This window comes from Streptomyces sp. NPDC006384, assembly GCF_042870695.1.
Taxonomy (GTDB): Bacteria; Actinomycetota; Actinomycetes; order Streptomycetales; family Streptomycetaceae; genus Streptomyces.
The window spans coordinates 19844-40249 of sequence record NZ_JBIAHR010000024.1; the positions used below are offsets into that span (position 1 = coordinate 19844).

Sequence of the window (20406 nt, forward strand, 5' to 3'; positions counted from 1 at the left end):
GACGCTACTGACTGCGTGTGGCCGGCACGCCGCTCAGAAGGGAAGGCGCTACCTCCCACGCGGCCTGGGACAGGACCTCGAAGACGCTCAGCGGTTCTTCCCAGTGCAGCCGCTCGGTGTGCTTGCCGCCGAGCAGCGCGGTGATGACCGCGGAGGACAGGACACTGCAGGCGAGAGCATCCACGGAGTAGTCCGCAGTGCGCCCCTCGGCGATGGCGTCACACGCTTCCTGCGCGCGCTCCTGCTGCCGGCTGCCGGCGAACACGTACATCGGGATCACGCCGTGCTTGGCGGCGGTGTCGCTGATGAGCCCGGCCGGGCCGAGGTCCTGGCTGGTGTCGACGCAGCGGACGGTGCCCCGTTCCCGCGTTGTGCGGTCCTCCCAGGCGTCGGCAATGGCGGTCACGCCCGGGTGGCGCGGTTCGCCTTCGGCCCGGGGGAGCTGCCGCAGGACGTGCAGGTCGTCGGCCCCGTTGTGCCAGGCGAGGATCTGCGCCTTGCGGCGGGCCTGGACGAGCACGACGTCGAGCTGCCGGACGATCGCCTGTGTCTCGTCCAGGGTTTCCGGGACGAGCACCCGGTACCCGAAGTTGATGAGCGGGGCAGAGACGGGTAACGCCTGGGTGCGGTGGATCTTCATCAGCACCATGCCGGCGCCCATGAGGACCGGATCGCCCCCGGCCTCTCCCCAGAGCAGAGAGATACCGGTCAGCCACGTCCCCGGCTTCTGCACGGGAGTGGTGACCGACCCGAACGGTGTCTCGGGCCATCCGAGGTTCGTCAGCTCCCGCACGTCACGCCCCCTGAGCAACGTGGTGGATCGACCGGCCGACGTACTTGGAGACGTGGTTCTTCTTGAAGCGGTAGCGCTTCCAGATCTCGGTGATGGGCTCCTCCAGGACGTTGCCCAGGTTCTCCCACAGGTCCGGCGCGTCGTACACCGGCCACGCCCGCGCGACGCCGTTCGGCTCGATGACGATCATGTGGCCCTCATTCTCCGGGGTCCACGCCGTCAGCCGCAGCGCCGGGGTCCACTGCATCTCGGCGCGCTGCTCCTTGAGCCGCTGGAAGGTGGTCTCGGCCTCCTGAGTGGTGATGAACTCGTGGTCGGCGAGGTTCAGGGCGTTGCCCTTGCGCAGGGGCAGGATCAGCTTCACCTTCGTCGCGTCCAGGACGTCGGCGATCTGCACGGTGTACGGCAGGACGGACAGGGTGGAGCGGTAGACCACGGCGGACAGGGCGAGGGGGATGCCCTGTTCCTGCAGGACGCGGACGCCGGCCATCGTCTTGTCGTAGTCGCCGCGCACGCGCCGGAAAGCGGCACGGGGCCCCTCGAACCCGACGTTGGCGTACGAGATTTTCCCGGCGATGTGCTTCGCGTGGTCCAGGGCGTGCGTGGCGTTCGTCGGCACGGCGACGATGTGGTGCCCGTGGAAGATGTCCACGACCTCGCTGAAGTCCTTCCGCATCAGCGGCTCACCGCCGGACAGGAAGACCCGGCTGACACCGGCCAGGTTCTCCCGCATCGTTTCGAGCTGCTCGAGGGTGGGGTCCGGCAACTGCAGGACCTCGGAGCAGAACGAGCAGTCGAAGTCACAGCGCTTGGTGACCTGCACGATCGTGGAGAGCGGCGCGGTGAGCGAGTTCGCGATCTCCTCGATGCTGAGGTCCGCCGGGGCGTCGAAGTGCTGCCCGTTGAACGCGTACCCGATGCCCGCGCCGAGGTCCTTGTGCCTCTGCTGAGGAACGTTGGGCATCCCAAGGTCGGTCATGATTCCTCCGTGATCGGTCGGGTGGAGCGTGGGGCCCGGCGCGGGCGGAGCCTGGCCGTGGGGGACACGAGTCGGGTGTCGTCCCGCGCCGGGGGCTTGGCCTGTCCGGCGGCCGGGAGCGGTGTCGACCGGCCGTCGGACAGAGATCAGGGGGCGGCCGCCGCGAAGGCGACCACAGTGGTGCAGCGCAGCTCGCGCACCGCCTGGCGGGCGACGACGAACGGCAGGTCGGGCGAGTCGAAAAGGACCAGGGCGTCGGGGTCGGGGGTGCCCGGGGTGCCGGGACGGGGGTAGAGCGTGCCGCGTACGCCGATCAGTTCGGCCTCCCGCACGCGGAGCTGCACGTGCCCGTCACGCAGCCGCGGGCACAGCAGCAGGGCCGCCTCGGCGCACTGCTCGCACATGGGCGGGATCGCGGTATGCACCCCCTCCCAGGGCCCGTCCGTGTCGTCGAGGAGCGGCAGGACCCACAGCATGCCGCGCTCGTCCCGGGCGGGCGTCCCCTTGCAGCCCGCGCACAGGAGGTTCTCCATCGCGGCCCGCTGCCGCTCGGGGTGGAGCTCGGCCGCGTACTCCGGCCGGCCGGTGGCCGCGCCGGCGCACAGGGTCCACAGCACGCCGTCCAGGTCCCGCGCGAGACCGTCCTGCACGGGGTCGGTGTAGATGACGCCGGACGCGGTGACTGTTACTGGCGCGGGCCGGGTGGTCTCCCCTGTCCACGGCGTCACGTACGGCGCTATCTGCCTGTTCACGGTGCTCCCCCGGATGTCGGCTGCAGGAAGGCGAGGAAGGCGCAGTGGCGTTGCAGCCAGCGCAGGTACGCCTCGTACGCCTCATCGGTGCTGGGCATGGCGCTGCGGTCGACGGCGAGCACCCCGTCCACGTAGCCCGCTCCGGCGTGGCGGCAGGCGCGGTTGAACTGCGGGTGTGCGGGGAGCGGCCCGCGGGCCGGGGCGTCGGTGAAGCGTTTCCGGTGGACGAGCCATCCCCGGTCGTGGGCGTGCCGCTCGAGGCGCAGGTGCGTGGCGTCGGCGTCCACTCCCGGGTCCGCGAAGACGTAGGTGGATACCCGGACCGGCCGGTCGGACGGGATGGCGGCCAGAGCAGCGTCGTAGATGCTGCGGCGCAGGTCGCTGAGCCTGGCGTCCGAGGTCGGCCGGAACCGTGGTTCCGTGGACTGCATCCACCAGAGCGGCTCGTCGATCTCGTCGTCGAGAACGGGGCGCAACCTCATCTGCTCTGCCCCTCGAGTACGGCCCGTACCGTCTTCCCCTCGACGTCGGAGGTGATGAACCACGAGAGGTGTGCTCCGAGGCGTCGGGCGTGCCACAGGCCGCGGCCCTGGGCGCCGTTTACGGCCTCGTCGAAGTCGGGGAACTGCGGGTGGGGGTCGGTGACGTCGATGAGCAGCCTGCGGTCCTCGGTGAGGGCGAGCCGGGCGGAAAGCCTGTCGTCCGGTCCCGGAGTCAGAGCGTGCTCGACGGCGTTGTCGACGAGGATGCCCAGCACGTTGACCGCGGCGTGAATGGGCCCGGGCCAGTTCAGCATCGTGAGGCGGGTACGGCCGGCGATCCGGGCGTAGGACGAGGCGCTGACGTTTGCGGGGAGGACCAGCCTCATCTCGTGTAAGACGGGGGCGGTCACCGCGGCGCGATCCATGCGGGGTCCTTCAGTCAGGGGAGGGAGAGGGTGCACCAGGTCGTCGTGCCGTCCGCACTGACACCCCATGACTCGGCAAGGGCGTCGACGAGGAACAGGCCGCGGCCGTTCTCGTCGTCGGGGCCGGCACGACGCGGCGCGGGGGCGAGGGGGGAGCCGTCGTTCACCTCGATCACGAGCTGGTCGTCTCGAAGGTAGATACGAACGCCGATGTTCCGACCGGGCGCGTAGCGGAGGGCGTTGGTCACCAGCTCGGTGAGCAGCAGCTCGGCCGTGTCCACCAGCTTGGGACGTCCCCAGTGGGTGAGGCTGGCTCGGGCGATGCGGCGCAGCCGGTGCGGCCAGCGAGCGTCCTCGTCGGACATGCCCTCAGCGCAGGGGGCCGGCCGCCGCTCGATGGACATTTCGATGGCCGTACGGACGCCTTCCTGTCGCGTGACCGCGGGGAACGTCATTCCGGGACCTCCGAGGCGTCCAGTGCTTGGCGGCGCAGCAGGGCGGAGTACAGCTCGCACAGGGATGCGAGATTTACCCGCTTACCTGTCACGGCTTGCGTTGACTCAACTACCGTGGCGTCAGGAAGCGTTGGTAAGCAACTGGATCGCCGCTGAAAATTCAGCGGAGACGTAAATGGACTATGCCGGAACCTGCACAGGGGGCTGCGGTGAGCGCACAGCAGATGTCACACTCTGCGCAGGGACGTACTCAGCCAGCGCAAACGCATGGGGGTGGTGCACAGGTGGCGGCGAAGCGAGGGGCAACCGGGCGGCGCTTGGAGCTCGGCATCCAGCTCAGACAGTTGCGCGAAAACTGTCCGCCCGTCGAGGACGGCCGGGCTCGCGGGATGACCCGCAAGGCGGCCGTGCGCGGACTCAAGGCGCTGTCCGAGGCTTCCCTCGCTCGGATCGAGAATGGCGAGCTTAACTTCCGGCGCAACGTCGGAGACCTGCGCTCGCTGTTGAAGCGGTACGCCGTCGATGATGACGATCTGATCGAGCAGCTGGTCGAGCTGAACCGAGAAGCGCCCAACGACGACTGGCTCACCCAGTACCGGGCGTTCATGCCGGCGGGCATGCCTCACTTCGTTGGCCTGGAAGCCGAGGCCACGGAAATCCTCGCCTACCACCCGACCGTCGTGTACGGCCTCCTGCAGACCGAGGACTACGCACGGGCCCTCTTCGAGGTGCAGCGCCCCGTCGAGGACACCACCAGCGAGTTCATACAGCGCAACGTGGACCTGCGGATGGAACGAAAGCAAAGAGTTCTCGAGCGCGAGGACGTACGCCTTCGTGTCATCCTCGGAGAGGCAGCACTACGCATCCCCGTCGGCGACGACGACATCATGCGAGAGCAGTACCGTGAGATCATCAAGCTGGCCCGCCAGGACCATATCTCGGTCCAGATACTGCCGTTCAAACTCGGCTACCGGGCCAGCAACGACTTCACGATCCTGGACCTCGGCGAGCTGCCCTCTCGTGTCCAGACGGACAATGCATGGGGGGCTGTGTCCACGTCGGACAAGCCCCGTGAAGTCGACCGGTTCACACGCCGGTTCAACGCGATGGTCGGGGCCGCACTCGGCCTCGAGCAGACCATCGAATTCCTGGAAGCACTCACCGGAAAGTAGCGGAGCCATCAACACTCACCGAATCCACCAGCCTTCCACCGACGTCGCCCCTGAGTCGGCCTGGTACAAGTCCTCCTACAGCGACGGCACCGGCAACAACTGCATCGAGGCCGCCGAACTCCCCACGAAGATCGGAGTGCGCGACTCGAAGGACAAGCAGGGCCCCGCGCTGATCTTCCCGCGGAACTCCTGGACCTCCTTCGTCACGAGCGTGCGCGACGGCGAGATCACCATGGACCCGCGCGCCTGACCAGGCACACCGCAAACATGGCGGCCCCCCTCAGACTCGTTGAGGGGGGCCGCCATCGTCTTCCTACCCACCACCGGAGTACCTGTGACGGGGTGGGCACAGTGTATGGGCGCCCGACCCAATGTTCGAGGGTCACCCACCTTTGCTTTCCGGGTCGTGCAGGGGGACCTTCGCGAACGGGTCGAAGTCGGCGTCTTCGACGGGGCGGACGTAGACGACTTCGGGGATGGGGGAGTCCTCCCGCCACCGGCCGGCCTTCCGGAGGTCGCGCGGGGACACCTTGGCCGCTCCCAGGTCGGTGGCGCCGCCCGCACGCAGTCCGTGAGAGGTGATCGGTCGGCCGTCCCCGACGAGGCCGGCCTTCGCGAACCAGTGCTTCACCCTCTGGTTCACGACGTGGCCTCGCAGGTACTCCCCGCGCTTCTTCGCCGTCTTCGCGCGGGTCTCTGCCGACGCGATCGAACCGTTCTTGAGGACCTGCCGGAACACCGGCCCGGTCGTGTATCCCTGCTCGGCGAGGTAGCCCAGCCAGCGGCGCATCCTCGGGACGAGCTGGAGGTCCGGCCGGTCCCGCAGGGGGATGGTCTGTTCCTCGCCCTTGTGGGACTTGTCCTCGGGGACCCAGACGATGATCCGGTCGTCCAGGATCGTCAGGTCCTCGATGTCCAGGTTGGTGTCCTCGATCGACCGGCCGAGGAACCGGTACCCGAAGGCGAGCATCGCCGCATCGCGCCAGCCGATCGGCCGGCCGTCCTCCTCGGCCTTCTCCATCATCGGCACGAGGTACGGCAGCGTGATCGGGAACGCGCGCCGTACCCGCAGCGCCTTCTTGTTGGTCTGCCGGTAGTCCGCCAGCAGCGTGAGGAACAGGCTGTTGTCGGGGCGCTTCCCGGGCGGCATCGCCGTCTTGATCAGGGACATGTAGTTCGTGATCGTGCTGACCTTGAGGCCCCGCCGCATCAGGTGTCGCCCGTACTCGGTGAACGTCGCGGTCGTGCACGGCACGGCCACGCGCCCCTCCTTCGCGCACCACTCCTTGAAGGCCACCATCGGCCCCGTGTCTGTCTTGTCCTTCTTCTGGAGGACCTCGGCCGTCTCCTCGCTGACGTACAGGTCCTGCTCGCTGTACTTGGGGCCGCCGGCCGCCGTGGGCAGCTCCTGCCCCGGGTACAGCACGGTGTTGTGGTCGACGAGCGGCGGCGGGGCCGGTTCGTCGACGAGCGCCAGGGCGTCGTCGTCGACGAACTCGGCGTCGACGAACTCGTCCTCGTCGCGGAGGGTCATGCCGTCGGCTCCCGGACCACGACGATGGTCTGGCCGGGCAGGATACGGAAGGCGTGCCCACAGCCCCCCAGGGTGAGCAGGTGGGCCACGTTCCGGCACTCCCCGAAGGGGGAGGGACGGTGACCGGCGAAGAAGACCTCTGGGTCCCTCGCGAAAATGCTGTCCTGGTCCATCTGCTCGATGGACTTCTGACACTGCGGACACACGGCGCTGAGCATCATGCCGTCCTTGCCCTGAGCCTGGATTGGGCCAGGGAGGTCGGGCGCCTCCTCGTAGCGGCGGACGATATCGGGCGAGGTGTCGACGTCCCATCCGAACGGCACGAGGACCTTGAGGTCAGAGGCGCGCTTCTCAGGAGCGGTCATCGGTCCCTCCACTTCCAGCAGGCCGGCGTGCAGTCCTGGGGCAGGTGCCACGGCGTGGGTTGTCCGGACAGGAGAGTGCCCGGGTCGTAGTGCGCGCCGCGGGCCTCCAGCTCCGCAACCTGGGGGGCCTGCCAGAAGTGGCCGCCGCCGTGCCCCTCGGCCGCGGCCCAGCCCTGCGGGATCCGCTTCACGCACGGGTGCCCGGTCTCCGGGGCGGGGACGGGGCAGGGCATCGTGCCGTCGGAGATCGGCTCGGGATAGTCGGGGTGCGTCTTCCACGGGGACGCCTGGTTCCTCAGTCCCCAGAGCAGGTTTTCGGCCTGCGCCTGGTCTCCGCGGTGCAGCGCGTCCACCAGGTCGTCGTGCTCCTTCTTCGCGGCGCGGAGTTTCTCCCGGTACTCCTCCACGGCCGGCGTGCTGTCCGCCGTCGGGTACTTGGTGCGCAGCTCCTCGTCGAGGCGCGCGTCGATGAACTCGTAGAACGCGAGCGCGGTCCGCTCGTCGACGGCGGTCACGTGGTCCTCCCGGGCAGGGCCACAGTGATCGGGCAGACCATCGCGTACAACCGGCCGGCGACCACGGCGTCCGTGATGCCGCTGGGGTCGGTGATGTCTCCGGCGAGGGCGATGAACATGCCGTTCCTGCGGGCGCTGCGGCGCCATGCCTTCGAGCTGTTGAGGGTGCCCTGGTAGAAGGGGACGCCCTCGGGGTTGGACATGGTCAGCTCGTCGGTTGCGACGTCGAGGACGGCGGACCAGCCGGGGGCAGGCTCGGCCCAGCCGGGGAAGTCGTTGAACTCGGCCCAGCCGCCCGTCCGCAGGCCGTGCAGGTACGGGTCCGGACCGGCACGGCCGTCCGTCCCGAACGTCTCGATCCGGTGGGTGGCGGCGAACACGGCGCGCGGCATGTCGTCGCGGTCGTCCATCCAGACCTGCATGCCCAGGTCGGGCGCCGGTCCGGACAGGTCGACGCTGTAGAGGGTGTTCGGTTCCATCGTCACGCTCCCTGCGGGACAGTGGCGTCCTGTTCGGTGATCCGGTACCAGCCGCCGCGCAGCCGCTGGTCTCCGTCGCCCGTGTCCGGGTTGATGGCGAAGAGGGCAACCAGCGTGGGGTCATCCGGCAGGGTGACGCTGAGGTTGCCGGCGTCGTCGGTCCAGACCTGCGCCCACTGGCGATCGTCCTCGGGGCCGCGGCACTCGGGCATGGTGTAGATCCTGGCCCGGCCGGTGACCCAGAGCTGCCCGTCCGGGGTACGGCCGAACTCTGCCGGGTCCCCGCCCAGCGCCACGCCTGGCATGTGGTGGAAGTGGCTGACCTCAACGTATCCGCTGGCGTTCGGCATCTCGGCCAGGTCGGAGAGCAGGAGGAACAGCGGCCGGGATGTCGTGGTCTCCGACGTGTTCGTGTTGAAGAAAGGGCTGTTCCAGGGAGGCGAGATCACGGCCGCCACTCCTTGCGGTAGTCGGGGTGGTCGCTGAAGCGCGCCCACACGAGGTTTTCCAGGGTCCAGCGCCGCCCGTCGGCTTCCCCCGTCTGGTCACTCGGGACGTGGGACATGGCCGCGCCCTCGTAGACCCCCTCGTAGTCGACGAGCGCGCTCTTGAGCCCATCGAGGAGGCGTCGTTCGCCGTCGCTGACGTGGCCCTGCAGCGCTTCGTTCAGACGCTCCCGGGTGAAGGCGGTGAACTCGCGGGCGTCGCCGATGTGCTCGAGCGCGCCCTCCGGGAAGTGGCGGCCGGCGGCGGTTGTCGTCATGCGCCCGCTCCCGTCGGGAGGGCATGGATGGAGCCGGTGCGGCGCAGGCGGGTGATGACCTGGGCGGCCAGGCCGTCGCCGTTGTCGCGGTCGTAGCCCCGCGGGTCGAACGTGTCGTCGCTGAGGTTCACCTTCAGCAGCCGGTCCTCGAGGTAGTCGAAGCCGGCGCCCTCGCGCAGGAGGATCTCCGCGGCCTCGGCGGCCGTCATCGCGAAGTTCCGCGGGTTGGGCGTCACGTGCGCCGGCGGCGGGGCCGCGTTGTTCCAGAGCGCGGCCAGCACCTTGGCCTTGTTCAGGCCGCTGATGTCGATGCGGCGGTCGTCGGTCATGTCCCACCCTCTGGGTCGCAGTTCTGACGTCCCGCCAAGATTACCGACAACAATCGGAGTTATTGTCGGCTACCGATGAGTAACAATCTAGAATCTTCTCCGAGGGCGGAGAGCACCGCCCGGATCCCGAACGAAGGACACCCGCCATGCGGAAGCTGAAGCTGTTCGCGTACGCCCTCGCGCTCCTAGCCCTCGCGCACCCCGCCGCCATCCCGCCGGCCGTCGCCGTTCTCGGCTCCGTCGCCGCCGCGGTGTTCGCCGTCGCCGGATGGGCTCTGGCGAACCTCTCGCTCACTCTCACGATCGCCGCGGGCCTCACCCTCGCCCAGGTCTTCCCGGGCGCGTTCGGCCGGACGGGGCGGTGGCTCGGCCGGGCATGGGTCGCTTCGGTCGCTGCCGTATCTCCGGTCAAGTCGTAACAATCCGCCCCGTTCGGGGATGTTCGATTCTTCGCTCAGAACGATTTTGCGCTCAGCCCTGTTCGCGGCCGCTCCGCGCCGCGACCGCAGAGTGCCCCATGCAGTACCTCCGGCGGAGAGCTACCGCCGTGTCCCAACGAAGCAAGGAGAACCCCGATGCGACGCCGTGTCGTCACCGTCGTCCTGCCCGAGCCCGAGCCCGAGCCTGCCTACGACCTCTATCAGGAGGTCCGCAGGGATGCCGACAACCGCAGCCGTGGACCGCTGGGCCCCGACGACCTCCGGCGGATGAACGAGGTCGCCGGCCGCCGCGGCTACGACTGGTGCACCGCGGTCCTCGGCCGCGCCTTCCCCGGCGTCGACCGCATGTCCACCGTGGACGGGTGGACGCTGGTCGGCGCCGACGAGCTGAACCTGGACCCGCCGCTGCCGCCGCGCATCGTCGAGGAGCGCAGGCTCCGCCAGGAGGCGGAGGAGCTGCGCGCCCGGCAGGCCGAGGAACGCCGGGCGCGGGAACAGCGCCGGTGGGACGCGGCCCTCGCGGCGGCCGGCGTCGAGATGACCGTGCGGGAGAACACCCGGCACACGGGCGTGCGCGGATCGCTGCGCCACGCCGTCCCCAAGGACGATCTGGTCTCCGGCCGGGCCCGGAAGCACCCGGCCGGCCGCGCCCTGTGCGAGACGCCCGGCCGCGCGAACCCGCTGCACCTGAGCGACCCGGTGAACGCGCCGGCGACCTGCCACCGTTGCCTTGACTGGATGGAGAAGGTCCGCACGCTCGACGCGCCCGCGCCGCCCACCGCGGCGGAACGCCGGCTGCTGGAGCTGGTCAACAGCGGGGTGGTGTTCACTATCCGGCCCGCTTGGGGCGGCCCGACGATCCGGGACACCAGCACGCGCAGCAACGCGGCCTGGGGGAACCTCGGCCGGAAGGTCGACGCCGGCGTGAAGAAGCTCAAGGACAAGGGGTGGGTGCGCAAGGACGACGAGTACAGCAGGACGGAAACGGGGCACTTCGGCGACCGTTGGCGGCTGACCGAAGCCGGTACCGCTGCCCTGGAGGGGTGACCTGTGGTCGCCAGAATGACCGCGAAGCAGTTCATCGAGCTGCAGGAGCGCCGTCGCCGCGGTGGTCAGGCTCCCCAGCCGGCCGCCGCGGCGGCGCCGCAGAAGACGGCCCGGAAAAAGCCGCCCGCGCACCCGGGCCCGCCGTCCGTCCCGGCCCCGCCCGAGGTCGAGCCGCTGCTCGCGATGCTGTCGAGCCCGGGGCGGCACTGGACGCTGCTCATGCCGTACGCCGAGAAGATGCTGACCAGCAACCAGCGCCTTCACCACATGGCCAAGCACCGCATCCGCAAGCAGCTCCGCGCAGACGCCGCCGGCATGGCCGTGGCCAAGCGCCTGCCCCGCCTCGAGCGCGCCGCGATCTTCTACGTGCTGCACCCGCGGCCGCTGTCCCGCAAACGCGACCCGGGCAACTGGGCCGACACCGCGAAGCACTACGTCGACGGCCTGGTCGTCGACGGCGGACTCCTCCCGGACGACAACCACGAGTTCCTCATGGGCCCGATCCCCGTCATGGGCGAGCCGGTCACCACCGGATACGCCCGCATGACCCTCGTCATCGTCGAACTGACCGAGCCTGTGACCAGCGGAAACGCAGAAACCGTAACAGGAATGGCCGATCCGACGTACAGGAGATGAGGGCTTCAGTCCTCACCCCCTTCTTTTCTTCCATATCGAGGAGATGCCCCTCCATGACTGCCGTGCTGCCGGAACTCGTCACCACCGCTCCCATCACCGCTGTGTCTGCTCAGGCGGTCGCCTCCGTGCCCGCGCCCGCGACGATCGCCGAGCTGGAAGCGCTGACCGGGGACCACCCGCAGGCCCACGTCGTCCTGCTCACGCCGGCGCTGGCCAAGCAGTTGCTGAAGCGCAACACCAGGAACCGCAACCTGCGTTCTCACGCCGTTGAGGGCTACGCCCGCGACATCCAGTCCGGTGCGTGGATGCTCAACGGCGAGGCCATCAAGCTCGACGTCAACGGCACCGTCCTGGACGGGCAGCACCGTCTGCACGCCGTGGTGAAGGCCGACACGGCGGTCGTGACGTTCGTCGTCACGAAGCTGCCGGCGGAAGCCCAGGACACGATGGACTCCGGGATGGGGCGCACCACCGCGGACGCCCTGGCCCTGGCGGATGAGACCAACGCCTCCACCCTCTCCGCGGTTCTGCGCCGCGTGTGGGAGTGGCAGCAGGGAGAGCGGAAGTTCGCCCGCCGGCGCAAGCCCACCGTGGCCGAGAGCAAGGCGCTCCTGGCGAAGCACCCGGAGGTCCGTCGCTCTGCGGAGATCGCCCAGCGGACCCGGCAGGCGTTCCCCCACATCCCCCAGTCCGCACTGGGAACGGCGCATTTCCTGTTCAACAAGATCGACCCCGACGAGTGCGCGTGGTTCTTCCAGCGGGTGGGGGACGGCGCTGAACTGCCCGCCCAGCACCCGATCCTGGCACTCCGCGCGCGGGTGACGTCCGAGCGCGCGAAGGAGGGGTCCATCCCGTGGGGTCGCCACCTGGCCTACCTGGTCTTCACGTGGAACGCGATCCGTGAGGACCGTCCGCTGGCGCGTCTGGTGGTCCGCCAGGACTCCCCCGTCCCTGCCCCGAAGTAGCCCCTCGCCCACCCTTCTTCTGGAGATGCCCCTCCGTGAGTACCACGCAAAACGTGTCCCTTCAGGTGTACGCCCAGGACGGCACGCCCATCCCGCCGGTCGTGAGCCGCGACCACCTGCTCGACCTGACCTGCGGCGTCTACAAGCACGCCGGCACCCACCTCGATCGCGACACCGTCGACATCGAGCTCGCCGAAGTCGCTGACAAGGCGGCGTGTTCCCTCCTGCGGGACCGCTGGAACGACGACTTCCCCATCGCGGCCTACGGCGAGCTGCTCACCGCCGTGGCGGCGCTCCGGGCCGTCCTCGGATTCGACCCGACGCCGACCGCCCGCGAGGTCCTGGACTGGGCTGATGAGCTGGGGAAGCGCCTGGGCGACGAACTTGAGGACCCGAAGTCCTCCGAGTACGCCAGGTTCGTGGATGGCCCGTACAGCGGCGTCATCCTGATTGTCCCCGGGACGCTCGCCATGCCCGACATGGGCCCGGCGCCCACCCTCGACCTTCCGATCGCCTGGGGCGACACCGCGGACCCCGGCCGCGGAGAGGCCCGGTACAAGCGGGACCCCGCGGCGCGCGAGGGCGTGTGGCACTACCGGCTCGACGACGAGACCGTTCGGGAGGACGCCCGCCCGCACATCGCCCTCCCCAACGAGTCCGACCAGGGCGGCCGCGCGTGATGTCGCTCCTCTCCGCTGTCCTCCCGTCCCCGGCCGCGGATGCCGCGCACGACGCTGCGCACGCGACCGCGGCCCGGTTCCAGCAGGGCGGCTACTCCGTGCCGTGCCCGGCGTGCCACGTCCCGGCCGGCGTGCTCTGCCTCGCCCGGCGCGGCGTGCACGCCGCCCGCCGTTCCCTGTACCTGCAGAACCACAAGACCGGCCTGGTGCCGCTTCTCGCCCGGAGTGCCCGATGACCACCGAGAACATCACGACGGGCGTCGCCACGCAGTGGGCCAAGCACTGCGCCGAGCGCGCGCAATACTTCCAGCAGGCCCTGGAGCTGTGGCGTCTTAAGAACCTGAACGTGACGAGGGAGCGTGGCGTCCCGACGGCCCTGATCGCCGATCTGGAGCAGACGGCCGCTGACATGGCCAGGGCGCGTGACGAGATGATCAACCTCGCGAACATGTGGGCCAACGTCTCCGGCGCCCTGCACCAGGCCGAGAAGCGTGGTGAGGCGTGATCACGCATGCCATGCGGGAGAAGGAACCTGACCACGACTTCTACGAGTGGGGGGTCTACATCCGGCTGCAGCCGGAGGCGGCGGAGCGGCTGGTCCTCGACGCCGGCTTCCCCGTCTTCCCGGAACCGGGCTGGACGGTGACGGTGCGGTACTCGCCGCCGTGCCCGGCCTGCGGGAAGGGCCCTCTCTACCGGCAGTGGTCCGTGGAGAGGTCCGGTGTCCTCCTTGCGGCTTCTGCGTGCGGCTTCCACACGTTCGTCGTCGAGCTGCCGGCGTGGCTTCGCAGGGGAGGCGCGTGATGAGCGCGCTCGCCGCCGAACCGCTGGCCGTCCCGGAGTGGGCCGGCCGCCTGATCGTGCGCGCCGCGGGCCGCCCGGTGCTGCACATCGGCGCCGAGGGCGTCACGGCCCCGACGGTGCCGATGTTCACCGTGGCTCTGGAGTGCGCGCCGGATCCGGAGCAGGCGCCGGGCGTACGGCCGTGGGACGGGCCGGTCACCACGTCGAGCCTCTGCCCGGCCTGCCTGCGGGCACTGCGGGGGGAGCCGGAGCCCGAGCAGCCGCGTCTCGTGCCCGCCGGCGTTGCCGAGGCCCTGCCGGTCCCGGCCGCCGAGCCGGACCGCCGCGGCCGCCACCTGCGGGCCGTCCCGGACCCGGTGACCTACGCCGAGGCGCCCCTGCCCGCCCTGCACGCGGGCCACCCGATCGCGTGGTCGGCGTGGAAGCCCGCGCCGGTCCTCTCCCACTACGACCCGTCGTGCGAGTGGTGCGGTGACCCCGGCCCCGGCGAGATGGCCGGCGGCCGCCAGGGACACCCGACGTCCACGACTGTCCCCTTCCGCCGATTCGTGGCCTACCGGTGCACCGCCTGTCAGGAGATGACCGCGTACGAGCAGGTCGGCAGCGAGCTGCAGACCATCCACCACCACAAGTCCCGCGCCCCGAAGGGCTGCAACCGCCCGGAGGGCACCCGATGAGCGAACAGGACACCGACCGCCCCATCAACGTCATCATCCGTGTGCCCGCCCCGGTGCCCGCAACGGAACTGGGGACGGTGGCCGAGCTCGCGCAGCAACTCGCCGACCGACTCGGCGCCGGCACCCTCGTCATGGGCAAGCACTTCTGGCAGGCGGGGAACGAATTCGTCTTCTCCATCTACGGCCACGCACCCACCAACTGCGAGAGCGGCCCCGACGAGGAGTTCGTCCGCACCACCGCACACGAGGAAGCGTTCCGTATCCAATGACTGCTGTCGCTGAAGCCCCCAGCCTCGCCGCGCTGGAGCAGCGCCTGGCCCTCGTCGCGTGCGGCGAGAACTCCCGGCCGGGCAAGACCCGCGCCTGCGACTCCTGCCGCAAGAAGGGCCCCACGCTGCTCCGCATCACCTCCACGGCGGCCGCTGATGCCCTTGCCGCAGCGATATGCGGCACCGGCCGGGCCCCGGCCTGCGACGACTGCAACAAGAAGGCCGTCCGCATGATCCGTATCTACCACGGGGAGATCGAGTGACCGTCACCATCGCCGCCCCGACGAAGACCGCTGCGGTCGTCTTCGACCTCGAGGGCGGTCTCATCGACGTCTCGGGCATCCACCACCTGGCCAAAGACGCCTCCCGGTTCCACCGTGCCAGCCTCGGCTGCAAGGCCAACCGCGATGTCGTGGCCGCCGCCCAGCACGCCCGCAAGAACGGGAAGACCGTCCTCGTCATGACGGGCGGGGACCGGCGCCTGGAGCAGCTCGTCGCCACCTGGCTCATCCGGAACGGCGTGCCGGCGTCGATGCTGCTGATGCGGTGCCGCGGTGACTTCCGGCCGGGCGCCGTGGTGAAGCGGGAACGGCTGCGTGCCGCTCACCGCCAGTTCGGCAGCCTCACCGTGTGGAGCGCCGATCCCAGCGTGAACCGTCTCTCGGAGCGGGACGGGATCGATGTCGTCGAGCTGCCCGGCTACTGGGGGGACACCCAGTGACCGGCCCTGGGAATCAGGAACTCGCCCCCGAGGAGCTGTCCGAGCTGCTTGGGGGCGAGTTGCCGCCCCCGCTGCCGCTGGAGGGTTGGCGGACGGTGACGCTGCACTGCCAGGTCGACGCGATCGGCCCGTCCGAGCGGCACCCGGACCTGGTTGCGGTCGAGGTGTCGTTCCCGCCGCCGAAGCCTCCCGCCCTGGCCGTACCACGGCCAGGGCAGCGGGTCAGGCTGATGTGCCCGACGTGCGGGCCGACGGTCCTGGAAGAGCATCCCCGCTGTCCAGGGACCTTGCGGTGTGCGAACTGCAAGGAGCACTTGGCGCGCGGGTGCCTCGAGCTGGAGCTGGCACGCCCCCTTCTGCACTCTCGCCGAGACTAATGAATCTCGGCGAGAACTTCCCATCTCCCTGAAAGATCGGCACAATAATGAGGGCTGTTGCCGATCTACAGGGGGGTACTGATGGCCGCCGAAAACGACGCGCCGCGCGTCCTGAGACTGACCTTCGAGTTCCACGTCCCGCGCGGACTGGGCGTCAACATCCGCAACCAGCGCCGATTCAGCGCCGTCGAGGCCCTGGTCGCCGCGGTGCAGAGCGTCGCCGGCCAGGTCTTCCCCTGGGCGAATCGGATGACCTGGCGGCACGAGTGGTCCTACGCATGGTGGGACAAGACCGAGGAACGCGAACTGCCGGCCACCGACATGAACACCCCGAAGAAGTAGCAGCAGCCGCACCCCGCGCCAACTGAACACCCTGGCCCCACGGCCAGTCCCGGCGGAGAGCACCGCCGGAGTCCCGAACGAAGGAACACGCGATGCCCTCGCGCACTCCAGTCCCCTGCCGCCCGTCCGTCCTCACCCGGGCGAGGTGAGGTGACGTGTTTCGCCCCACGGAGCCCGATCACCTCACCCCACCGCCCGGCAGCCGCGTCCGGCAGGCCCTCAGCACCGTGTGCCGCCTGTGCGGCCGCCTCCGGTACGAACTGATCCCCGCCGCAGCCTCCGCCGGCATGACGTGCCTGGGATGGCTGCACCACGCCTTCGGCGTCGGCGTGGAAGGCTGGGCCGCGTACGGTCTCGGTCTCGCCGCCACGGGCGCGCTCACCTACGGCGGGCTGAAATTCAAGAACGCCCCCGCCGCCTCCCTCGGCGTCGCCTCCACGGGCGCGCTGGTGAACACCGCGGTCGGCGCAGTGACCGGCCCGTCCGTCCCATCCCTCATCGCGGGCGGCGTCGTCACGATCGCCTCGTACGGCGTCTACGTGCCGTGGCTCATCAAGACCCGACACGACCGGATCGCCCTGCAGATCAAGGCCGCGAAGACCGCGCCCCTGCCCGACGGGATGGGCGTCAACGTCTCCCAGCCCGGCGTCACCGGCGACACCGAGGAGGAGACCGCGCTGCGCCGCGCCCTGGTCGCCCTGGGCGTGCCCGCGGTCGACGTCTCCCGGATCGTGTTCACCGACACCGGCTGGTACGCCATGGTGACGCTGCCGCCGGGCAAGAACACGTCCGCGCAGGCCGTCATCGGCAAGCGGCAGCAGCTCCAGGCGAACCTGGACCTGCCCGGCCGGCTGCGCCTATCCGAGGGCCCGCAGGCCAACCAGCTCATCGTGCGGATGCAGAGCCACGACCCGCTCGCCGGGCCCGGCATCCCGTGGCCGGGCGTGCACGTCACCTCGATCGAGCAGCCCATCCCCATCGGGGTCTATCCCGACGGCAGCGAGATCCTGATCGACATCGTCGACGGGCACGTCCTGATCGCCGGCGGCACGAACAAGGGCAAGTCCGGGGCGATCAACGTCCTGGCCGCGAACCTGGCGGCCTGCGACGACGTGTACCTCGCGGGCATCGACATGAAGCCGGGCGCCCTCGAGCTGGGCCCGTGGGAACCGAACATGGTCGCCCTGGCCGACGACGCCGACACCGCCCGGCAGCTCCTGGTCTGGCTCAAGGGCGAGATGACGCGGCGCGGCAAGCACCTGGCGACGCTGCGCGGCCCGAACGGGGAGCGGGTCAAGAAGTGGACCCGCGAGCACGGCAAGTACATCGTCCTGATCATCGACGAGCTCGCCGAGCTGCTGCGCCAGGCGCCCGACGTCGCGTCCGAGCTGATGACGCTCATGCAGGTGTCCCGCGCGATGGGGATCCGCATCATCGCCGCGACGCAGTCACCGAGCGAGCAGGCGTTCGGCGGGAAGGGCACCGACACCCGGCAGCAGTTCGGCGTGCGGATCGGTCTGCCGGTGAACGAGCCGACCCCCATCAACATGATCATGGGTACCGGTGCGTACGGGCAGGGCTGGCGCCTGGACGAGCTGGACCTGCCGGGCAAGTGCATGGTGTCGTCCGAGCGGTACTTCGAGCCGAACGAGGGCCGCTGCTACTGGATCACCGAGCACCAGATCCTGGAGACGTCGCTCGCGCACGCGGCCCCCGGAGCGGCCGCGGCCGGAGAGGAACGCCCGGAGCCCGATCCGGACCCGACCCCGCCGTCCCCGTCCGGCGGAGGCGGCGGCCCCCGTGGCGGTCGGCCGGTGCTGCGCGCCGTGCCGCTGTTCCCGGACGGCTCCCGTATCCCCGACAACAGGCTGCCGCTGTGGGAGGCCCTGGAGAAGGCCGGGCCCGAGGGTCTGACGAAGCCGGAGGCCGTCGCCCGCGGCATCTGCAATCACCACACCTCCATCGGCCCGTGGCTGTCCCAGTGGGTCGCCCAGGGCTGGGTCGAGGAGGCCGACAAACGCAACCGGGCCGTCGTCTACGTCCTCACCGCCGGCCAGCACACCCCTGTCCCCGAAGCGTCCACGGACGAGGAGAGCACCGCATGCCGTACGAGCCTGTGACCCCGACGGGCATCCGCCCCACCCGCCTTCACCCCGCGGCCGCACAGGTCACGCGTCCGGCCACGGGCATCGTCGAGCTGGGCGACGAACACGACCCGATCGTGCACGTCCAGGACCCCTACGACCCGAACCGGTCCATCGCGGTGCGCCGCTCCGCGCTGCAGCCGGTCGTACCGACCCCGGCCCGGGACCTCACCCCGCAGCCGCTCATCGACCCGCTCGCCGCGCGGCTGCTCGGCGGCGGGGTCGGCGCCGGCGTCGCGGGCTGGGGTGCCGGGGAGTTCCTCGCCGGGGCCAGCCAGCTCGTCAGCGCCGCGGCGGGCGTGGGCAGCGCGGCCGTGGCGATCGCGCTGCTGCTGCTCGCCTGGAAGATGACCCCGTCCGGGGGCGGGAAGACGGTGCACATCACGAACCACAACCGGTGGGGAGGCCGTTCCTCCACCCGCGTGTGACCCCTGCATGACGGCAAGGGCCCTGGCCAGACGGCTGGGGCCCTTGCCGTGTCTTGTCGGTGGGCCGTGCGATGATCACGCGTCATGGGGAGACACACGTGGGGGAAGACGGTCGGCGCGCTGGTCCTGGCCGTGACCGTGGGGGCCGTGAGCGGCTGCGGCAGCTCCGGTGACGAGGACGAGGCGAAGCCGGCGGTGACGGCGGCCGCGAAGGCGGACACCGTCGGTCTGGCGGAGGCGACCGCCGGCTTCCAGGACGCGGTGGCCGCGCTGACCACGGGCGGGGGGTGCGAGTCGATGCAGGCGGGGACGTGCTTCGGGCAGATGCAGGCGCTCATGGAGCCGACGCGGACCCTGCGGAAGGCGATGAACGCGGAGAAGTCGGTGGGGCCGGACTTCTGGACCGAGGCGTACGTGCTGATCGACCGTATGGAGAAGGGCGTTGCCGTGGGCGTGGACCAGGGCGGCGGTCTCGGTAACGTGTCCAGCAACCGCGGGGACGTGTTCGGGTCCGCTCACGACCTGTCGCGGTGGCTCGACGCACATCCGCTGTCGTAGCACCGCAGGAACAGCCGCAGGGGCCCCGTACAACGCCGATCGGGGCCCCTGCGGTGTCTCAGGCGGCGTCAGCCGTGTTCTCGTGCCCGGCGACGTGCCGGACGCCGTAGCGGGCGACTACGGCCTCGAGCGCGTCGGGGCTGCCCGCGGTCAGCGTGAGGGCGGCGCACTGGGGGCACTTCCAGGTGTACCGGACGGGGCCCGACTCGATGGGATGGGCGTTGTCGGCGGGGCCGCAGTACGGGCAACCGTCGTTCTCGTACCGGCAGGGGTGCACGATGCCGTCGCCGCGGCCCTCTTCGTGGTCGCAGCCCGTCCAGGCGCATTCGTCGTGCGGGCAGTGCGGGCCGTACAGCGGGCGGGGCATGGTCACTCGTCTCCATTCGGGGCGGGGTCGGTGTTGCGGGTGTCGAGTTGGAAGTACCAGCGCTCGCCGGAGTATTCGCGCGGGGCTGTGACGGTGAAGTGGGCGCGGAGGACGTCCAGGACGACCTGGGCGGTCTGCTCGTCGGCGCGGAGGCGTACCTCGGCGATGCCGGGCAGGCTCTCGCGGTCCTCGCGCGGGCGGCGGGGCTGGCGGGCCATCAGCCGCTCACCTCGATCAGGTCGCCGTGGATGATCCGCATCCGGTCGGCGGTGCAGCCGCACGGCACCCGCAGGTAGATGACCTCGACGGGTTCGCCCTCCTCGTCGGAGACCACGGCCTGCACGTAGTTGAACCCCCGCCCGGCGCACGGGTAGCAGGGCAGCTCTTCGTCCTCGTCGTACGGGTCTTCGTCCTCGTCGTACGGGTCTTCGTCCATGTCGGGGTTGGCGTGCGGGTGCCCGCAGCCGTCGTCCAGGTGCTCCGCGCGGCCGCAGCCCTCGCACTCGGAGCAGACGACTTCGGCCAGGATCGGGGGCCGGCCGCCGTCGGTCTCCTGCGCGAAGGTGCGGCCGTCCAGGCCGGAGCCCTCGCACCCGTCGCAGGGGCGGGCGCCGCCCAGGTCGATCGGCGGGAAGTCGATGTACAGGTACTCGGGGAGCAGGAACGTGCTCGGCTGGTTCGCGGGGGTGTCCGCCGGCTGGTCGGCTGGGGTGCGGGTGGAGCGGAGCCGGGCGAGGGCGGCGCTGTACGGGATGCCTTCGCGGGCGGCCAGTTCGCGGGCGCGGCGCTTGAGGTCGTTGCTGACGTGCCGTGACATGTCGTCTCCGAGACGGGCCCCACGCCGCCCGCCGCAGGTGTCAGGGCAAGGCGTTTCGTCACGGGCCCTCGCCCGGGGGAAGCCCGGGGTG

General features: G+C 70.4%; 34 protein-coding genes. 18 read left to right on the forward strand and 16 right to left on the reverse strand.

Annotated features, from left to right (window positions below; translation table 11 throughout):
• Window positions 1-4: 4 nt before the first annotated feature.
• The 6 genes from ACFYOJ_RS27880 to ACFYOJ_RS27905 form a co-directional block, all read right to left on the reverse strand.
• Window positions 5-793 carry a hypothetical protein gene (locus tag ACFYOJ_RS27880; protein ID WP_356555694.1) on the reverse strand — a complete coding sequence of 263 codons (789 nt, stop codon included), beginning with the start codon at window positions 791-793 and terminating at the stop codon, window positions 5-7.
• 1 nt (window position 794) lies between these two features.
• A complete protein-coding gene (locus ACFYOJ_RS27885) occupies window positions 795-1772 on the reverse strand; it encodes a radical SAM protein (protein WP_356555696.1) in 978 nt (325 codons plus the stop codon).
• A gap of 146 nt (window positions 1773-1918) precedes the next feature.
• Complete coding sequence (locus tag ACFYOJ_RS27890) at window positions 1919-2524, reverse strand: hypothetical protein (protein WP_356555698.1); 606 nt, start codon at window positions 2522-2524, stop codon at window positions 1919-1921.
• Complete coding sequence (locus ACFYOJ_RS27895; protein WP_356555699.1) at window positions 2521-3006, reverse strand: hypothetical protein; 486 nt, start codon at window positions 3004-3006, stop codon at window positions 2521-2523. The genes ACFYOJ_RS27890 and ACFYOJ_RS27895 overlap by 4 nt, the downstream gene beginning before the upstream one ends.
• On the reverse strand, window positions 3003-3431 hold the full coding sequence (locus ACFYOJ_RS27900; RefSeq protein ID WP_356555701.1) for an ATP-binding protein: 429 nt from the start codon (window positions 3429-3431) through the stop codon (window positions 3003-3005). Before ACFYOJ_RS27900 ends, ACFYOJ_RS27895 begins: the two co-directional genes overlap by 4 nt.
• Before the next feature lie 14 nt (window positions 3432-3445).
• The gene (locus tag ACFYOJ_RS27905; protein ID WP_356555703.1) at window positions 3446-3796 is read right to left on the reverse strand and encodes an ATP-binding protein; all 351 of its coding nucleotides are present in this window, start codon (window positions 3794-3796) and stop codon (window positions 3446-3448) included.
• Window positions 3797-4203: 407 nt separating this feature from the next.
• Here ACFYOJ_RS27905 and ACFYOJ_RS27910 point away from each other — a divergent pair, with 407 nt between their 5' ends.
• On the forward strand, window positions 4204-5058 hold the full coding sequence (locus ACFYOJ_RS27910; RefSeq protein ID WP_356555704.1) for a helix-turn-helix transcriptional regulator: 855 nt from the start codon (window positions 4204-4206) through the stop codon (window positions 5056-5058).
• Complete coding sequence (locus tag ACFYOJ_RS27915) at window positions 4958-5308, forward strand: DUF397 domain-containing protein (protein ID WP_356555706.1); 351 nt, start codon at window positions 4958-4960, stop codon at window positions 5306-5308. Before ACFYOJ_RS27910 ends, ACFYOJ_RS27915 begins: the two co-directional genes overlap by 101 nt.
• Window positions 5309-5440: 132 nt before the next feature.
• Here the strand turns inward: ACFYOJ_RS27915 and ACFYOJ_RS27920 are convergent, their stop codons facing one another.
• The 7 genes from ACFYOJ_RS27920 to ACFYOJ_RS27950 are packed head-to-tail and all read right to left on the reverse strand — an operon-like array spanning window position 5441 to window position 9043.
• Complete coding sequence (locus ACFYOJ_RS27920) at window positions 5441-6592, reverse strand: tyrosine-type recombinase/integrase (RefSeq protein ID WP_356555708.1); 1152 nt, start codon at window positions 6590-6592, stop codon at window positions 5441-5443.
• Window positions 6589-6957 carry a hypothetical protein gene (locus tag ACFYOJ_RS27925; protein ID WP_356555710.1) on the reverse strand — a complete coding sequence of 123 codons (369 nt, stop codon included), beginning with the start codon at window positions 6955-6957 and terminating at the stop codon, window positions 6589-6591. Before ACFYOJ_RS27925 ends, ACFYOJ_RS27920 begins: the two co-directional genes overlap by 4 nt.
• Window positions 6954-7472, reverse strand: a complete 519-nt coding sequence (locus ACFYOJ_RS27930; protein WP_356555712.1) for a hypothetical protein — start codon at window positions 7470-7472, stop codon at window positions 6954-6956. The genes ACFYOJ_RS27925 and ACFYOJ_RS27930 overlap by 4 nt, the downstream gene beginning before the upstream one ends.
• Window positions 7469-7951, reverse strand: a complete 483-nt coding sequence (locus tag ACFYOJ_RS27935; RefSeq protein ID WP_356555714.1) for a hypothetical protein — start codon at window positions 7949-7951, stop codon at window positions 7469-7471. The genes ACFYOJ_RS27930 and ACFYOJ_RS27935 overlap by 4 nt, the downstream gene beginning before the upstream one ends.
• 2 nt (window positions 7952-7953) lie before the next feature.
• A complete protein-coding gene (locus ACFYOJ_RS27940; RefSeq protein WP_356555715.1) occupies window positions 7954-8400 on the reverse strand; it encodes a hypothetical protein in 447 nt (148 codons plus the stop codon).
• A complete protein-coding gene (locus ACFYOJ_RS27945; protein ID WP_356555717.1) occupies window positions 8397-8714 on the reverse strand; it encodes a hypothetical protein in 318 nt (105 codons plus the stop codon). Before ACFYOJ_RS27945 ends, ACFYOJ_RS27940 begins: the two co-directional genes overlap by 4 nt.
• Window positions 8711-9043 (reverse strand): hypothetical protein, encoded by a 333-nt coding sequence (locus tag ACFYOJ_RS27950; RefSeq protein WP_356555719.1) that lies wholly within the window; start codon window positions 9041-9043, stop codon window positions 8711-8713. The genes ACFYOJ_RS27945 and ACFYOJ_RS27950 overlap by 4 nt, the downstream gene beginning before the upstream one ends.
• Before the next feature lie 146 nt (window positions 9044-9189).
• Between ACFYOJ_RS27950 and ACFYOJ_RS27955 the strand changes: the two genes are divergently transcribed.
• From ACFYOJ_RS27955 to ACFYOJ_RS28030, 16 genes are all read left to right on the forward strand, one after another.
• On the forward strand, window positions 9190-9462 hold the full coding sequence (locus ACFYOJ_RS27955) for a hypothetical protein (protein WP_356555721.1): 273 nt from the start codon (window positions 9190-9192) through the stop codon (window positions 9460-9462).
• Between the two features lie 156 nt (window positions 9463-9618).
• Complete coding sequence (locus ACFYOJ_RS27960) at window positions 9619-10530, forward strand: hypothetical protein (protein ID WP_356555723.1); 912 nt, start codon at window positions 9619-9621, stop codon at window positions 10528-10530.
• Between the two features lie 15 nt (window positions 10531-10545).
• Window positions 10546-11166 (forward strand): hypothetical protein, encoded by a 621-nt coding sequence (locus tag ACFYOJ_RS27965; RefSeq protein WP_356555725.1) that lies wholly within the window; start codon window positions 10546-10548, stop codon window positions 11164-11166.
• 53 nt (window positions 11167-11219) lie between these two features.
• Window positions 11220-12131: a hypothetical protein gene (locus tag ACFYOJ_RS27970; RefSeq protein WP_356555726.1), complete on the forward strand. Its 912-nt coding sequence runs from the start codon at window positions 11220-11222 to the stop codon at window positions 12129-12131.
• Window positions 12132-12166: 35 nt separating this feature from the next.
• A complete protein-coding gene (locus ACFYOJ_RS27975) occupies window positions 12167-12811 on the forward strand; it encodes a hypothetical protein (protein WP_356555728.1) in 645 nt (214 codons plus the stop codon).
• Window positions 12811-13047 carry a hypothetical protein gene (locus ACFYOJ_RS27980; protein WP_356555729.1) on the forward strand — a complete coding sequence of 79 codons (237 nt, stop codon included), beginning with the start codon at window positions 12811-12813 and terminating at the stop codon, window positions 13045-13047. Before ACFYOJ_RS27975 ends, ACFYOJ_RS27980 begins: the two co-directional genes overlap by 1 nt.
• Window positions 13044-13316: a hypothetical protein gene (locus tag ACFYOJ_RS27985; RefSeq protein ID WP_356555731.1), complete on the forward strand. Its 273-nt coding sequence runs from the start codon at window positions 13044-13046 to the stop codon at window positions 13314-13316. Before ACFYOJ_RS27980 ends, ACFYOJ_RS27985 begins: the two co-directional genes overlap by 4 nt.
• Window positions 13313-13615 carry a hypothetical protein gene (locus tag ACFYOJ_RS27990; RefSeq protein ID WP_356555732.1) on the forward strand — a complete coding sequence of 101 codons (303 nt, stop codon included), beginning with the start codon at window positions 13313-13315 and terminating at the stop codon, window positions 13613-13615. Before ACFYOJ_RS27985 ends, ACFYOJ_RS27990 begins: the two co-directional genes overlap by 4 nt.
• Window positions 13615-14292 (forward strand): hypothetical protein, encoded by a 678-nt coding sequence (locus ACFYOJ_RS27995; RefSeq protein WP_356555734.1) that lies wholly within the window; start codon window positions 13615-13617, stop codon window positions 14290-14292. The genes ACFYOJ_RS27990 and ACFYOJ_RS27995 overlap by 1 nt, the downstream gene beginning before the upstream one ends.
• The gene (locus tag ACFYOJ_RS28000; protein WP_356555736.1) at window positions 14289-14561 is read left to right on the forward strand and encodes a hypothetical protein; all 273 of its coding nucleotides are present in this window, start codon (window positions 14289-14291) and stop codon (window positions 14559-14561) included. The genes ACFYOJ_RS27995 and ACFYOJ_RS28000 overlap by 4 nt, the downstream gene beginning before the upstream one ends.
• Window positions 14558-14824: a hypothetical protein gene (locus ACFYOJ_RS28005; protein WP_356555738.1), complete on the forward strand. Its 267-nt coding sequence runs from the start codon at window positions 14558-14560 to the stop codon at window positions 14822-14824. Before ACFYOJ_RS28000 ends, ACFYOJ_RS28005 begins: the two co-directional genes overlap by 4 nt.
• Complete coding sequence (locus tag ACFYOJ_RS28010) at window positions 14821-15282, forward strand: hypothetical protein (protein WP_356555739.1); 462 nt, start codon at window positions 14821-14823, stop codon at window positions 15280-15282. Before ACFYOJ_RS28005 ends, ACFYOJ_RS28010 begins: the two co-directional genes overlap by 4 nt.
• Before the next feature lie 458 nt (window positions 15283-15740).
• On the forward strand, window positions 15741-16001 hold the full coding sequence (locus ACFYOJ_RS28015; protein WP_356555741.1) for a hypothetical protein: 261 nt from the start codon (window positions 15741-15743) through the stop codon (window positions 15999-16001).
• A gap of 155 nt (window positions 16002-16156) precedes the next feature.
• Window positions 16157-18121, forward strand: coding sequence for an FtsK/SpoIIIE domain-containing protein (locus ACFYOJ_RS28020; RefSeq protein ID WP_356555743.1), 1965 nt, complete (start codon window positions 16157-16159; stop codon window positions 18119-18121).
• Window positions 18103-18573 carry a hypothetical protein gene (locus ACFYOJ_RS28025; protein WP_356555744.1) on the forward strand — a complete coding sequence of 157 codons (471 nt, stop codon included), beginning with the start codon at window positions 18103-18105 and terminating at the stop codon, window positions 18571-18573. Before ACFYOJ_RS28020 ends, ACFYOJ_RS28025 begins: the two co-directional genes overlap by 19 nt.
• 84 nt (window positions 18574-18657) lie before the next feature.
• Window positions 18658-19131: a hypothetical protein gene (locus ACFYOJ_RS28030; protein WP_356555746.1), complete on the forward strand. Its 474-nt coding sequence runs from the start codon at window positions 18658-18660 to the stop codon at window positions 19129-19131.
• A gap of 58 nt (window positions 19132-19189) precedes the next feature.
• Here ACFYOJ_RS28030 and ACFYOJ_RS28035 read toward each other — a convergent pair whose 3' ends face one another.
• The 3 genes from ACFYOJ_RS28035 to ACFYOJ_RS28045 are packed head-to-tail and all read right to left on the reverse strand — an operon-like array spanning window position 19190 to window position 20315.
• Window positions 19190-19498, reverse strand: a complete 309-nt coding sequence (locus ACFYOJ_RS28035) for a hypothetical protein (protein ID WP_356555747.1) — start codon at window positions 19496-19498, stop codon at window positions 19190-19192.
• 2 nt (window positions 19499-19500) lie between these two features.
• A complete protein-coding gene (locus tag ACFYOJ_RS28040; protein ID WP_356555749.1) occupies window positions 19501-19716 on the reverse strand; it encodes a hypothetical protein in 216 nt (71 codons plus the stop codon).
• The gene (locus ACFYOJ_RS28045) at window positions 19716-20315 is read right to left on the reverse strand and encodes a hypothetical protein (protein WP_356555751.1); all 600 of its coding nucleotides are present in this window, start codon (window positions 20313-20315) and stop codon (window positions 19716-19718) included. Before ACFYOJ_RS28045 ends, ACFYOJ_RS28040 begins: the two co-directional genes overlap by 1 nt.
• Window positions 20316-20406 lie beyond the last annotated feature (91 nt).